Source organism: Lactobacillus sp. B4015, assembly GCF_026536055.1.
GTDB classification, from domain to species: Bacteria; Bacillota; Bacilli; order Lactobacillales; family Lactobacillaceae; genus Lactobacillus; species Lactobacillus panisapium.
The window spans coordinates 1-13582 of sequence record NZ_JAFNOY010000005.1 but is presented as its reverse complement, the minus strand read 5'-3'; the positions used below and the strand labels follow the sequence as shown (position 1 = coordinate 13582).

20 protein-coding genes and 1 tRNA gene are annotated in these 13582 nt (G+C 34.2%); 16 read left to right on the top strand and 5 right to left on the bottom strand.

The window, feature by feature from the left end:
* The first annotated feature begins 340 nt into the window (after nucleotides 1–340).
* Nucleotides 341–429, top strand: a tRNA-Ser gene (locus tag J3U71_RS05930).
* 104 nt (nucleotides 430–533) lie between these two features.
* On the opposite strand, the gene J3U71_RS05925 is transcribed toward J3U71_RS05930, so the two are convergent.
* From J3U71_RS05925 to J3U71_RS05910, 4 genes are all read right to left on the bottom strand, one after another.
* A complete protein-coding gene (locus J3U71_RS05925) occupies nucleotides 534–1619 on the bottom strand; it encodes a tyrosine-type recombinase/integrase (RefSeq protein WP_267393068.1) in 1086 nt (361 codons plus the stop codon).
* Between the two features lie 126 nt (nucleotides 1620–1745).
* Nucleotides 1746–2297: an SLAP domain-containing protein gene (locus J3U71_RS05920; RefSeq protein ID WP_267393066.1), complete on the bottom strand. Its 552-nt coding sequence runs from the start codon at nucleotides 2295–2297 to the stop codon at nucleotides 1746–1748.
* Between the two features lie 63 nt (nucleotides 2298–2360).
* The gene (locus J3U71_RS05915) at nucleotides 2361–3182 is read right to left on the bottom strand and encodes an ImmA/IrrE family metallo-endopeptidase (RefSeq protein ID WP_267393064.1); all 822 of its coding nucleotides are present in this window, start codon (nucleotides 3180–3182) and stop codon (nucleotides 2361–2363) included.
* 3 nt (nucleotides 3183–3185) lie between these two features.
* Nucleotides 3186–3545, bottom strand: a complete 360-nt coding sequence (locus tag J3U71_RS05910) for an XRE family transcriptional regulator (protein WP_267393062.1) — start codon at nucleotides 3543–3545, stop codon at nucleotides 3186–3188.
* 238 nt (nucleotides 3546–3783) lie between these two features.
* Between J3U71_RS05910 and J3U71_RS05905 the strand changes: the two genes are divergently transcribed.
* The 4 genes from J3U71_RS05905 to J3U71_RS05890 are packed head-to-tail and all read left to right on the top strand — an operon-like array spanning nucleotide 3784 to nucleotide 5231.
* Nucleotides 3784–3996, top strand: a complete 213-nt coding sequence (locus J3U71_RS05905) for an XRE family transcriptional regulator (protein ID WP_267393060.1) — start codon at nucleotides 3784–3786, stop codon at nucleotides 3994–3996.
* Complete coding sequence (locus tag J3U71_RS05900; protein WP_267393058.1) at nucleotides 3989–4831, top strand: ORF6N domain-containing protein; 843 nt, start codon at nucleotides 3989–3991, stop codon at nucleotides 4829–4831. The genes J3U71_RS05905 and J3U71_RS05900 overlap by 8 nt, the downstream gene beginning before the upstream one ends.
* 14 nt (nucleotides 4832–4845) lie before the next feature.
* A complete protein-coding gene (locus J3U71_RS05895; protein ID WP_267393056.1) occupies nucleotides 4846–5070 on the top strand; it encodes a hypothetical protein in 225 nt (74 codons plus the stop codon).
* Between the two features lie 5 nt (nucleotides 5071–5075).
* On the top strand, nucleotides 5076–5231 hold the full coding sequence (locus tag J3U71_RS05890) for a hypothetical protein (protein WP_267393054.1): 156 nt from the start codon (nucleotides 5076–5078) through the stop codon (nucleotides 5229–5231).
* Between the two features lie 138 nt (nucleotides 5232–5369).
* Here the strand turns inward: J3U71_RS05890 and J3U71_RS05885 are convergent, their stop codons facing one another.
* Nucleotides 5370–5813, bottom strand: a complete 444-nt coding sequence (locus J3U71_RS05885) for a hypothetical protein (protein ID WP_267393052.1) — start codon at nucleotides 5811–5813, stop codon at nucleotides 5370–5372.
* Between the two features lie 61 nt (nucleotides 5814–5874).
* Between J3U71_RS05885 and J3U71_RS05880 the strand changes: the two genes are divergently transcribed.
* The 11 genes from J3U71_RS05880 (at nucleotide 5875) to J3U71_RS05830 (ending at nucleotide 13509) form a co-directional block, all read left to right on the top strand.
* Nucleotides 5875–6120: a hypothetical protein gene (locus tag J3U71_RS05880; RefSeq protein ID WP_267393050.1), complete on the top strand. Its 246-nt coding sequence runs from the start codon at nucleotides 5875–5877 to the stop codon at nucleotides 6118–6120.
* 88 nt (nucleotides 6121–6208) lie between these two features.
* The gene (locus J3U71_RS05875) at nucleotides 6209–6547 is read left to right on the top strand and encodes a DUF771 domain-containing protein (protein WP_267393048.1); all 339 of its coding nucleotides are present in this window, start codon (nucleotides 6209–6211) and stop codon (nucleotides 6545–6547) included.
* A gap of 216 nt (nucleotides 6548–6763) precedes the next feature.
* Complete coding sequence (locus J3U71_RS05870; RefSeq protein WP_267393046.1) at nucleotides 6764–7243, top strand: siphovirus Gp157 family protein; 480 nt, start codon at nucleotides 6764–6766, stop codon at nucleotides 7241–7243.
* A gap of 10 nt (nucleotides 7244–7253) precedes the next feature.
* Nucleotides 7254–8024 (top strand): helix-turn-helix domain-containing protein, encoded by a 771-nt coding sequence (locus J3U71_RS05865; protein ID WP_267393044.1) that lies wholly within the window; start codon nucleotides 7254–7256, stop codon nucleotides 8022–8024.
* Nucleotides 8024–9409 carry a DEAD/DEAH box helicase gene (locus tag J3U71_RS05860; protein WP_267393042.1) on the top strand — a complete coding sequence of 462 codons (1386 nt, stop codon included), beginning with the start codon at nucleotides 8024–8026 and terminating at the stop codon, nucleotides 9407–9409. Before J3U71_RS05865 ends, J3U71_RS05860 begins: the two co-directional genes overlap by 1 nt.
* Nucleotides 9406–10140 (top strand): AAA family ATPase, encoded by a 735-nt coding sequence (locus tag J3U71_RS05855; protein ID WP_267393040.1) that lies wholly within the window; start codon nucleotides 9406–9408, stop codon nucleotides 10138–10140. The genes J3U71_RS05860 and J3U71_RS05855 overlap by 4 nt, the downstream gene beginning before the upstream one ends.
* Nucleotides 10137–10331: a hypothetical protein gene (locus J3U71_RS05850; RefSeq protein WP_267393038.1), complete on the top strand. Its 195-nt coding sequence runs from the start codon at nucleotides 10137–10139 to the stop codon at nucleotides 10329–10331. The genes J3U71_RS05855 and J3U71_RS05850 overlap by 4 nt, the downstream gene beginning before the upstream one ends.
* A gap of 13 nt (nucleotides 10332–10344) precedes the next feature.
* Nucleotides 10345–10914, top strand: a complete 570-nt coding sequence (locus tag J3U71_RS05845; protein ID WP_267393036.1) for a single-stranded DNA-binding protein — start codon at nucleotides 10345–10347, stop codon at nucleotides 10912–10914.
* 16 nt (nucleotides 10915–10930) lie between these two features.
* The gene (locus J3U71_RS05840) at nucleotides 10931–11722 is read left to right on the top strand and encodes a bifunctional DNA primase/polymerase (RefSeq protein ID WP_267393034.1); all 792 of its coding nucleotides are present in this window, start codon (nucleotides 10931–10933) and stop codon (nucleotides 11720–11722) included.
* Entirely contained in the window at nucleotides 11719–13017 is a 1299-nt protein-coding gene (locus J3U71_RS05835) for a VapE domain-containing protein (protein WP_267393032.1), read from the top strand. Before J3U71_RS05840 ends, J3U71_RS05835 begins: the two co-directional genes overlap by 4 nt.
* A gap of 243 nt (nucleotides 13018–13260) precedes the next feature.
* Nucleotides 13261–13509, top strand: coding sequence for a hypothetical protein (locus tag J3U71_RS05830; protein WP_267393030.1), 249 nt, complete (start codon nucleotides 13261–13263; stop codon nucleotides 13507–13509).
* Nucleotides 13510–13582: the final 73 nt, after the last annotated feature.

Sequence of the window (13582 nt, the reverse complement as noted above, 5' to 3'; positions counted from 1 at the left end):
TAAAAAGCTGTGTAATGGGTTACTTATTTCTTATTTGGTAGTTCATTCTGCGATGAATTTTTCCTTTTATTTGTAGATTTTCAGTGCTTATTATTCCTCTGCGTTTAATTAGTAAATAATTTGGCAGCGTATTTGATTAGATATAATAATTTTTGGGCATATTCTGTTTATGAATTATATAAAAGTCTAATGGTGCAAATCATTGGTAAGTAATTTTGGTAAAATTAAGGAAATCATATCTAAAATGGACAACGATTAAACGATTATAAGAACAAATTTAGTAAAATTGTAAAATTAATTTTGCAGTTTTACCAATATCATGTATAATTATGATTGTTGTGGAGAGTTGGCAGAGTGGTAATGCACCGGACTCGAAATCCGGCGAACCAAGTTTTCCTTGGCGCGCAGGTTCAAATCCTGTACTCTCCTTAAAATATAGGCTTAAGTCCTTGATATAACAGCATTTATATCCATGCGGTTCGCCAAATGTTCGCCAAAGTATAAAAAACCTATCTAAATAAAAGATAGGTTTTTTATATTTCATCAAGAATTTCTTCAATGATGTCATCCTGTTGTGCTTTATATTCGTCTAGCATATAGGCATAAGTTTTAGCCGTTATAGTCATATTTGAGTGCCCTAAACGTTTTGAAATTGCATATAGGTCGACACCTTTAAATAGTAGCAGAGCAACGTGGGTATGCCTTAAACTGTGAAAATGGAAACCATTGCGTTCGATTTTACTTTCTTTTAAATGAGTACGTAAAACTTTATTTATGCCAGCTTGTGACGGGATCTGGCCATTAATATTAGCAAAAACTGAGTTTTGATTGTTTTTCTTAAGTTGGGAAAGTAGTTCAAGTAAACTATTATTCACTCTAATAGTTCTTATAGAAGACTGAGTTTTTGGTTCTTTGATAATTTTATTTAGGTAATCATAGGTTTTGGTAATTGAAATTGTTTTCTTCTTGAAATTGATGTCTGACCATTCAAGAGCCATAATTTCACCAATACGCATCCCAGTATAAAGGGCAGTTATAATCATATAACGGCTAGTAAAACGAGGACTGATTCCTTCTTCTAAATTTTTAAGTAGCGTTATAACCTCTTTATTAGTTAAATAATCAACGCTTCTAGTTTTACTTTTATCCCAAATCAAATTAATTCTTTTAGTAAAGTCGACTGTAATAATTTTATCTGCAATTGCGTCAGCTACGCATGCTCTAATGGTGCTGTGATTTTTCTGTACGGTTATTTTAGCATGGTTACTGCCATAATCATTTATAAAATTCTGATATTGAGAGCGATTGATCTTACTTATTTTTTTATTTCCAAAATATTTATTTAGATATTTATAAATTTGATAATATCTGTCTACTGATGTAGTTGTTTTACCAGGGATGCGGTAGGTTTTTGCCCATTTTAAAAAATATTCAGCAAAAATAGGGTCATAATTCGTGATTTGATTCTGATCTTTTCTAACTTCAAATTCATTGGCCCACTTTTTAGCTTGCATTTTTGTGGTAAAGCCACTTTTTGTTTTATATTTACGGGTATTATCCGTATCATACCATGACACTTGTGCTTGCCAACTATTACCACGTTTTTTTATATAAGCCACTATTTTACTCCTAATTTGTGCTAAAATTAAGTAGACGAAAGGCGTGAGCCCGAAGTCACTTTCATTAAGTCCTTAAGAATAAGTTTTCCGGACGAGTTCTTAAGGGCTTTTTTGTTTTATTTAAAATTAATTTTTATTTCCTTCAATCCAATTTTTTGCTGAGTCGTTAGATTGTGTATATTTCTGTATTTCTTTTTCAAAAGTTGCTTGATCTATTTCAATATCACCATTTTTATTCAACATCCCAAGCTGACTTGCTATTTCCTTATCTGCTTCGAGTCTATCTTCACCTTGTAGTGATAAAGCTTTCTTTACTTGATCGCTTAAACTTGGCAGAGTATCAACTAGGTGTTTGGACTGCCAAGGCTCTTTTGCAGGTCTCTCAGGTGGAATAGTACGGTCATCTATCAACTTAGAATCCTTAGCAATTATATATTTCTTCTTTGTTAAGCGATAAAATTTTTTTCCTTTTATTTTTTTTGTACCAAGAATTTTGTATAAATCGCCCTTAGCAAAAGGACGTGCTTTTTTGATTTTTTTGCCCTTAGCATTATATGCTGGCATATTAGCATTTAATAAAACTACTGTACCTACAGCATGAGCACTAACCACGTTAGCACTGGTGGCTAATAATGTTAGTGTAGCAACTCCTGCTGCCATTAACTTTTTAAATTTCATAACAGTTTACCTTTCAAAAATCTGCCATAGGTTTATTGTCACTGGTATTGTGGACGAACGATTCTAAAACAATAAATCGTTTTTCTCTAAATATTCGTTATTAAGAAATTTTCTTAGTCGCTTGATTTCTTCTTTGTTCTCATTTCTAAAAGCAAATACCGCCCGTCTTGCGGAATAAAAAGAAAAATTATAATTATTATAAAAATAATTAAACAGTCTATTATGCATAGCTGAATAGCTCATGCCATATTTATAACTTAATTCTGCAAAATCTTTTTTTAGAATTTCTTTTTCTAAAGAACAAGTAGGAGCGTAAAGTAATGAAGAAATAGTATTAGTCTCGGCTTCAATTAATTGTAAATCTTCCGGATATGGAGTTCCTTCCAAATTTGTTTGATTGATCAAAGCTATTTGTTTTTTGTAATTAAGTCTACTTGCTGCTAGATAAGAATGAACTAATTCATGAATAATTGTAAAAATAGTTCTTGCCCAAGTTTTAGTTTCTGCATTTAAAAACATAATTGACCCATCTTGAGGAAAAATAGTAAAACCACTTACAATTTGGCAAAAGTTCCCCGATAGAACATCAATAGTTTCAGCATATAAAGGTATTTTTTGCGTACGGAATTTATAATTATAGGTAATTTTTAGGCTATTTGGATTTATTTTATTAACTTGAAATGTCAAATCGCAAAAATTTTTGCTGACGAACAAACAGAGATCAGTTGGTCCTGCTACACTTATTAGATAATTAATTACATATTTATAATTTATATCATCTATTGCTATGTCATATTTATTTGATATTCCTTCTAAAATTTCATTGGCTACTTCATTACAATAATTGTACTCATCATGACTAATAGCTTTGTATTCAATTGCCATAAATTATTGCCTTCTTTTGCGGATTAATTCTCTTGCGGTATTCATTAAAATTCCCATAGAACTTGTAAAATCTTTTATTTCATCTTCCGGCATACCTTCCGTAGCTTTTCTAAATAATGTCAAAACTTCTTGATCATCTGCATCTAATTTTACGGAATCATCAGAAACATCATTTAAAATGTCACTTAATGGGACCTTGAAAAAGTCAGCTACCTTTTGTGCACTTTTTGTGGAAGGTGTTTTTGAATCCCATTTCTGAATTAATCCGTTACTTAAATTAATTTTTCTTTCTAACTCTGCAACAGATTGAATATCAGGCCTTTTATTCTTCCAAAGTCTTATAACGTTGTCTTTAACACTCATGATTTTCTCCACAAATTATTTTGTATAAAATTTTCTATGCTAAACCACTTGCATTTTAGAAAACGTTCGATTATACTAATGGTAGTTCATCAAAAAGCGTCAAAAAATAATTTTGATGAACCACATGTTAACTGTTTTAAATGTAAGAAACCAATAATTTGGCTTATTTAGCATACTTATATGATAGAACATTTTCTAATGCTTTGTCAATATAATTATTTAGAAAAGAGGTGATAGCATGTCGCTATATACAGCAGTCAAAACTGTGGCAAATCAGAATGATAAGTCGATTTACCAAATAGAAAAAGACTTACATCTATCAAATGGCTTGATTAGTAAATGGAATAAAAGTGTTCCAAGAGCAGACTCATTGCAAGAAGTTGCAGATTATCTTGGAGTAACTACACAGTATTTATTTAGCTTAGCTAGAAAGGATAAAGTCAATGAATGATTTAAAAGTTATTGGGAAAGAACATATCGGAAAAATTGAGTTTACTGGAATTGAAGGCGGGTTTGGCAAAAACAAAAAGGCAATGCTCGTTAAAGACATTGCACGGATACACGGTAGAGAAAATCGAGAAATTAATGAGCTGATAAATAGAAATATAAATAGATTTAGGAATGATATTGATTTGATTGATGTTCTAAATCGTTCTGAACGATTTAGAAATCTAGCTCTAGAAAATGGTTGGATTGGTAGCAACAGAACACAACACGTTTATTTACTATCAGAACGTGGCTATGCAAAGTTATTAAAAATCTTAGACGATGACAAGGCATGGGACATATACGATGAGTTGGTAAATAACTACTTTAATATGAGAAAAACAATTAAAAATGATGTATCAATGTTTGATGAACTAAGCCCGGACTTGCAAATGTTCAAAAAGATTTTTGATAATGCCGCAAGAAATGAACTCGAACTAAAACGAGTAGATCAAAAGTTAGACAACATTACTGAAATCGTAAGTTTAAATACGACCGAGTGGCGTAAAACAGCACAGGGCTTAATTCACAAAATGGCTAAAACAGAAGGTGGTTTTGGAGCTTACCAACAAATTCAAGGTGACATTTATAAAGAGGTAGATGCACGAGCAGGTTCAAACTTAAAAACTAGACTGACTAATTTAAGGCAAAGAATGGCACTTAATGGTTCATGCAAGTCAGCAATTGATCGTTTGAATAGGCTAGACGTAATTGATGCTGACAAGAGACTTAAGCAAATATATATGGCGGTGGTTAAGGACTTTGCGATTAAGTACAAAGTTTGGGAAAAAGAATATTAAGGAGAAATTCAAACATGAAATATACAAAAAAAGAATTTGATAAGCACGATAAAAAAATGATGAATAATGTTGCTGAACTTGAGCAATTAGTTGAGTGGGCACAGCAAGACAATACTGCATTTACTGAAATAGATGGCGTTAAGTATGGTTCAGCTCATCTATGGCGTGAAGTCGCAGAAAAGGCATTGGATTTAGCAAATCAACAAGAATGGTTTGACCGCTATGAAGATATGGAGTGACAGAAATGAATATCAGAGATGCAGCTATTCAAGCTCATAAAGAAAGTAAAAAAGCACCACAAAAAAATGCAGTGCTAACTGTTGAAGATGGATTTGTAACTATTAATGGAATTAAAACGTGTATTAAACCTAACGGTTGCATTATAGCAAAAGGAAATTAGCAATCATGATTAGAATTTCAATAATGATTGTAATACTTTGGGGGATTGAGGTAGGACTAATCGTTCACTCTAGTAATAAAAATGAACCAATGCCAGCTTACTGGATATATAGCACGACTTTGATTAATACATTGATAACTATTTACCTAATTGCTTCAGAAATTCTTGTGTTGCATGGGAAATAGCTTGATCAACTGATGCAATTTTTTGGTCTTCCCAGCCAATTAGGTTGCCATCATTAATTTGCTTCAATACAGTGATAACAATTTTTGATTGGTCTTCATTGAGGATTGGTAAAAGATTACTACATGCAGTAACAGCTTTTTCTCGATTTTCAAAATTCTTAGTGGCAGCAAAGACATTAATGGAACTTAAAAAATTATTGATTAAAGCTTGGTGTTTATCTTTTATCAGCTGATCACGTTTGATTTTCTCGTTTTCACGAGCAAATTCTTGTTTAGTTAGTTCCAATTTCTGTGTATTCCTATTATTGTTTCTGACACTTAGATAATTAAAAATAACAGTTATTACGCCTACAAAGATACTTAAGTATTGACCAATCAAGGTCCAATTTAAATCCATAAAATCACCTCCTTTAGTGGGATGACTTAATTATAGGATAAAAATAAGAAAGGAAAACACAATGGATAAAGATTGGTTAATCAATCAGATTAATGAAGAAGCAGAACGGTGCTTTGAAAAAGATTTCGAAAGTCTAACAACTGATGATAGTGGGGCTAATCAATTATTTTCTAAAGTTAAAAAGACAGAAGAGTGGTCAGCTTTCAAATCAAAAATGATTGAGCTGTACAAAAAGAAAATTGAACAGAACCTTTTCCATAAATTAGAGGGACTGGAAAAATTGGTTAAGGAATCTGGAGATATTTAACTGCAAAAATATCCCTTAAGAATGCATGCAAAATTGCGGATGCACTTAACATCAGTCTTGAGCAACTGAGAAAGGAGGTGAATAAACAATGACTGACACTATTGAATTACCAATTCCCATTACCGCTTTAACTAAAGCAGTAGATGAAATTATGAAAGAGCGTGGTTATGCTCCAGCCGAAAGTATTGAGGGCAGAACAATTAAGATGAAAGAATTTGCTGAAAAATATTGCGGTGGCAAAGCAATGCCATGGATTCGGTTGTTCATTTTTGACGAGTTTCCTGAAATTGACTTTAAAAATGGTGGATGGGTTGTAAATCCTCGCAAAAGTGAAGGAGGAAAGACAACTTTAATTTTCGAAAAACCTGCTAGTGAATGGATGGAAACACATCGAGGTGAAATAGATTGGAACGCAAAATTACCTTAATAGAAAGGATATTAATCAAATGGCAGCATTTTTTAAACGAATACACAGACGTGCATCTGACCACCAGAAGGTCATTAACAATCTCATTTCTAGCAGTGATTGCTGGGCTAGTCGGAGCGATCTATGTTCTCTCACAACCGGAATTTCTGCCCGGAACATAAAAAAAGCCCGTCGGCAAACGGACTTAATAAAACATATCTAAGGAGATTATAACACATGAAGTTATTTGAAATAAATGATGCGATTAAACAAATTGCAGATAAGGATGATTTAGATCCTGAAATGTTAAAGGACACACTAGACTCTTTGGCATTAACTAGGGATGCAAAACTTGATGGTTTAGCCGGATTGATTGAACGTGATTCAGCGGATATTGATTTTTTAACTAATAAAATCAAGCAATTGACTGAGCAGAAAAGGCATTTTGAAAATCAAAAAAACAATCTGCTTAATTACATGACTGAAGTAATAGATGATGCAGGACTTAAGCAGGTCAAGACTGAACATTACATCTTAAAGCCACGTAACTATCGGCAGAAAACAATCATTTCTGATGAAAGTAAATTGCCTGATAGCTACCACGTTAAAAAAGAAGTCTTATCAATCGACAAGCGAAAACTTTACAGCGACTTGAAAGACGGTGTAAATGTTCCGGGTGCACATCTAGAACCTAATCGTAAGACTGTAATTAATTGAGGTGGTCAGTATGAATAGACTTAAGGAGCTTAGGCAAAAGAATAACTTAACTTTAAAAGAATTGAGCGAACAGCTAAGCAAAAGAAATATAAAAATTTCAGCAGATGCATTAGCTAAATACGAAAGGGGAGATAGAGAACCAAAAATAGATAAATGGAATCATTTAGCTGAATTTTATGGTGTTTCTCCAGATTATTTAATGGGACTTAACAATAATAGTTTTGGAAATAGAATTAAAGAACTGCGAATTAAAAATGGTTTTAGCCAAAGTGATTTAGCAAAGGCTACCGGACTCACTCGTCAAGCTATTAGTAATTATGAAAATAATGAAAGAACCCCAAACGACAAAACATGGCAAAAGTTAGCTGACTGCTTCAATGTTTCTATACCATTTGCACGTGGCGAAATCAATGTAGAACTAATAGCAAAAATTGCCAAGATGGTTTTTCTTATAGAAACAACGCCTTTTGTTACTGATTGTGGATTTACTAACAATGCATACGAAAGTAGCAAAATGGTCTGCAGTCTAATGATGCTATTGCTTAAACAGCTTAATTTAAATTGTAGCGAAGAATTCAAAAATATAATTTTGAATTCACAAAAAATATTTAATGACCCAAGATTTGAAAATATTTGTTGTTCTGCTAAGGCTACAGGGCCTGTAAGCTATCAAAAAGCTAAGCAGTGTATTGAACATGTTAGTTATGTTTCTGATAGAAACAACTTTGAAAACACGATTAAAGATGCCAAAAAGTTAATTGGTTTTTATGACAAATTATGATGTACGAATTACGACCATATCAAAACGATTTAATCAGTCGGATTACTAAATCAATGCAGTCTGGTCACCATCACATTATCGTGCAGTCACCACCACGAACTGGTAAGACAGTGGTAATGGCAGAAATTGCCAGACGAACAACGGCTAAGAATAACCGAGTGATGTTTATCATTCACCGCAAAGAAGTATTGGACCAAGCTAAAGCCACATTCAAAAAGCAAAATGTTAATCCAAAATTAGCAACAATGGGACTAGTACAGACTTTATGCAGACGGGTAAATAAATTACCTGAACCGCAATTAATCCTAATTGATGAAGGACACCACGCTTTAGCAGCTAGTTATCAAAAAATATTAAATAAGTTTGAAAATGCTTATGTTTTATTTTTTACCGCTACACCTAGACGAACAGGTCAAAGGCAATTAGATGAAGTTGCTGATGACATTATCATTGGTCAATCAATTCACGAATTAACGGATAAAGGATTTCTGGCACCGTTCAGATATTTTCAACCACCTAATGATTTTGATGCCAAATTGCTTAAACGGAATTCTACAGGAGATTACTCTAACAAATCAATGGATGAAGCTATGTCGTCCAAAATATACGGTCACATCGTCAAGCAATACAAACGCATCGCTAATGGCATGCAAGCTGTGGTCTACACCTATTCAATTGATTCAGCTAAACGAGTAGCTAAAGAATTTAACGAAGCAGGAATTACTGCAAAAGAAGTTGATGGTAATACGCCAACAGTCGAAAGGGATGCAGTAGTTTCCGATTTCAGAAATCAAAAATTAAAGATACTCGTAAACGTAAATCTTTTCACTGAAGGTGTCGACTTACCAAACGTTGACTGCGTAATCATGGCAAGACCAACCACATCATTAGCACTGTTTTTACAATTTTCGATGAGATGCTTAAATCCACGCCCTGGCAAGACTGCAATCATCATTGACCACGCTAACAACGTTCAAAAGTTCGGCTATCCAGACGATGATCGCGATTGGAAACAAGCCGTTATCAGTGGCACTAAGTCGGTGCCGAAAACTAGTGACGAGCCAACAATGGCAATCAACACATGTGATTACTGCTTTGCTGTAGTCAAAACCAGCGAAGTGAAAGATGGTAAGTGCCCGTTATGTGGCAATGAAATTAAGATTCATCAAGAAAAAGAAGTTACAGATGTTGATTTAGTTGAAGCTAAGAATCGTAAGAAATTAATATCAAAAATAATACATAGTGACTTATTGAAAAAAGTCGCAAACAAGAAAGTTAGTGAACTCAATTCACCAGCTGAATTCAGTGCTTATGCAGAGCTGCACGGCTACAAACGTGGATGGGTTTATTATCAATTGAAAATGAAAGGAATAATTAAAAAATGATTGTTTTACCAAAACCGCAAAAACTAGAACCAAAGGCACAACCACACAATTTCTTCATCTGGGGCGCGCCAATGAGTGGTAAGAGCTACTTTGCTAGCTTTTTCCCGAATCCAATTATCCTGAACACTGACGGAAACAGTGATCAAGGGACTGCACCAGCTTTCCAGATTAGGAATTTAAGAGACAAGAATGGCAAGCCTACACAATTAGTTACAGATCAATTAGATGAAATCATTTTAGCTTTACAAACTGAAAACCAGCAACGAAAGCCAGAAGAACAATTCAAGACAATTGTAGTAGACGTTATTGATGACATCATCGTAATGCTGGAGCAAGCAATCTGTTGGGAAAATGGCGTGAAGTCATTGGGAGATATTGCTTACGGCAAAGGCTATGCACTATTTAACACAGCACTTCAACAGTTAGTCATGGATCTTAAAGCACTACCGATGAACATCATCTACATCAGTCGTGAAATCTCAATCACAGATGACAACACTGGTGTAACTACTTACAGCCCATCACTTAAGACTAAATATTTCAATGTTGTTAATGGTAATTGTGATGTTGAAATTAGAACTAAAAAGGTTGGCGATGGTGTCAACGCATCATATTACCGTGAAGTAAAGAGCCTACGAACACAATACAATCTGAAGAATATTAAGGATCATAGAATTTTGAAATTGCTAGAAACATGTAGCGGAATTTTTAAAGAGGAGCCAAAAAAATGAGCGTAACAGTCAAAAGAGGCAAGTGGCTCGTTGGAATTTATAAAAACGCAAGCGGAGTTTTCGAGCCAATATTTACAGACAATAAAAAAGCTGCACTTAAATTTAATAATTTGAGTACAGCAATTGAAAACATTAAAAAATTAACTGATTCAGTTTTGATGAATTCGCATTTTACAAAAATGGAAAATTAATGGAGGTTAAATAATGAGTTTAAGAGATGCAGTAAATGAATTAAAGAAGAACGGTTTCGATCCCAAGGAAGGAAAGGAATTCAACGCCTTTGCCAAAATACCCGATGGCACTTATACCATGTCATTAGATGGCGCTACCCATAGCGTTAAAGGTGATCGTGATTACTTAGTACTCGGTTTTTCAGTAGTAACCGGTGAGCAAGAGGGTAAGCGCGAAACAATTTTTCCATCACTCGCACAGACCAAATCTGACGGGAAGCCAATGCCAGATTCGGTCATTGCACGAAATATTTCAATGCTACAGATTATCGGCGAAATGGTAAACAATCCAATTCCTGATAGTTGCTTTGACTTTGATAGTGAGTCAGATGCTTATGAAGCTTTAGCTAAAGCATTCCAGCCTGCGCTTGGAAAAGTACTAGAAATGACTATTACTTCAGCACCTAATAAGAGAAATCCACAATATCCATTTAGGAATTATGAATTTGCCAAACATGAACAACCAAAAGTAGCCGATGCGAAAGACCCATTTAATGGAACCGGCAACACGGTAGATATTAATGATGATGACTTACCATTTTAAATTTAAGGTATAAAAAATGGTTTTAGAAAATCTAGTCAATTACGCAATTAGCTATGCTTCACATGGATTTTCTGTAATACCTATTGGCGCGACCAAACGGCCATTAATTAAATTTGCCAATCGACCACCACTTACTAAAGATGAAATTAAACGGATATGGCAACGCTATCCACTCGCTAACATTGCGCTTAAAACAGATAAGTTTTTTGTAATTGACGTTGACCGTCACGGTGATGTTAACGGCATGGATGCCATCAAACAGTTAAATCATAACGAGTGGTTCAAAGGTACATTAACTGAAAAAACTGCACATGATGGCTTTCACTTCTTTTTTCAAAAGCCAAAAAATGAAACCATTGCGCAAAACATCGGTTTCTTACCAGGGGTTGACCTGAAAGCCCACGAAAACAATTACGTGGTGGTGGCACCTAGCCAGATTAATGGCAAACACTACAAATGGCTTAATCATGACATTATCCGCCCAGCACCAGAAGGGTTGCTGGAACTGATCAAAGAGAAAGCCAAACCAGAAAAGCGCTCAATATTGAGTTATAAAATCACTAGCAAGACACAAACAACACACCTATTTGAAACTGTTGCAAATGGTCTTGGCGATGATGGTCAACGAAATAAGGCTTTAGCTAGTTTTGTTGGCGGATTGTTGTACCGGGGTGTTGATCCTGATGTAGCAGCTAAGCTTGCGGTAATTGCAAACACAAATACGACAGATAGCTTGCCGTTAAATGAAGTAGAACGGACAGTTAATTCAATGATCGAAAAAGAAATAGCAAGAAGGGGGATTGAATGAGTGACGTTATTGACATTAACGAAAAAAATGCTGAAAAATTACGTGACACTACTATTGATCTAGACCGTCAAAACAACGGTTCAGTTAAAACAACGAGTGTCAAAAATGTTGTTTTGATTCTACTCAAAGACCCCAATCTAAAAAATCTCTTTCGCTTAAATGAATTTACGACTGAAGTAGATGTGGTAGAAACAACAGAAATCAAGCTTCCAGAGATTGGTAAAACAATAATTCCAAAAGGGCAATACACTGATCAGGTCACTAATTCAATCGAATTATACATTGAATCACAATCTAAATATGGTAATGCGAATTTTAAAAATGCCATCATTGAACAAGCAGTCGACAATGTGGCGTACATGCATTCATACAATCCATTAATTGATTATATGAATGACGCTTATAAGAAATGGGACAAAAAACGAAGATTAGATAATTTTTTCGTGGATTATCTCGGCGCTGATAAAAACGAAACCACCACATTAATTACGCGAGTGTTTTTCATGGGAGCGGTGGCCAAAGTCTATAACGCAGATACTAAATTCGATTACGTACTTGACCTAGTAGGTGGTCAAGGTGTCGGTAAGACTTCGATTCTGAAAAATATTGCACCGCTAGGATTGTACACGGACCAATTCAACACCTTCACGAAAAAAGACGATTTCGAAGTTATGAAAAATGCCTTGATTGTGAATGATGATGAAATGACTGCCAGTAATGATGCTAGCTTTGAAGAAATCAAGAAATTCATCACGATGCAGGATTTTGAATACCGAAAACCGTATGGACATAAACCGGTTCATTTCAAAAAGAAATTCGTTATCACGCGAACGACTAATGAAGTGCGTCACCTAAAAGACCGTTCAGGCGATCGCCGATTTCTATCAATTTACGCACATCCTGAAAAGCAAACTAAAAACCCTGTGAGCGAATTAACGACCGAGGTGGTGCAGCAGTTGTGGGGCGAAGCAGTGTGGCTCTATAAAAATGCTAAAGATCCATTCAGATTTACTCCTAAGCAAGAAGCATTGCTAAAAGCAAACCGCGAAGAATTCAGATATACATCTGGTTTGGAGGACAACTTAATGGATGTACTTGAGAATAAATTTAAAGATCAAGATTTCATATCTAACAGAGATTTATCTTTTGCGCTATTTAAGGACTATGATGCGTTATCTAAAAATAGTAAGCAAACACGTGACATCAGATACTACATGGAGCATTTGGGCTTTAACATTAGCGCTATTAAGAAAATAGATAATAAAACGGTTAGAGGTTTTGAAAGGTTACAGTAGGTTACAGTAAAGTTACGGTTACCGTAACCTTGAAATTCCTTGGGAGAGTAACGATTATGTATAAAAGTTACAGTATAACAGTAAATATTAATAAAACTTTTTATTTATATTATTATGCCTTTTAAAGTTTTTTTCGATTTTACTGTAACTTAAAAAAATATCATATTAAATTCCTTGGGAGAGTAAGAAAAATGTTGGTTACGGTTACCGTAACCTAAGCGTAACTTCAAGAGGTAAAAAACAATGAAAATTAAAAATGATAAAGAAATTGTTATTGGAAGAGCATTTGGAAGATTTGGTACAGAACATGAGGTTCCCTTTTTTGTAAAAGATATTAAGCAACTATGTTTTAACCCTTTTGCAGATACAGAATATAAATACTCAGTATTGGTTAACACAATTTTATCAGATGAAGATGTAAATCTTTTGATAAGCAAAGAAAAATACGAATATTTAATGGAAAAATTAGGAGCAAATGACGATGATAATTAAAGATGGAAAAGAAGAAACAGTCATGTGTACTAACTGCTATAAAGAGCTAGGCGGAAACGATCCAATTTTTATT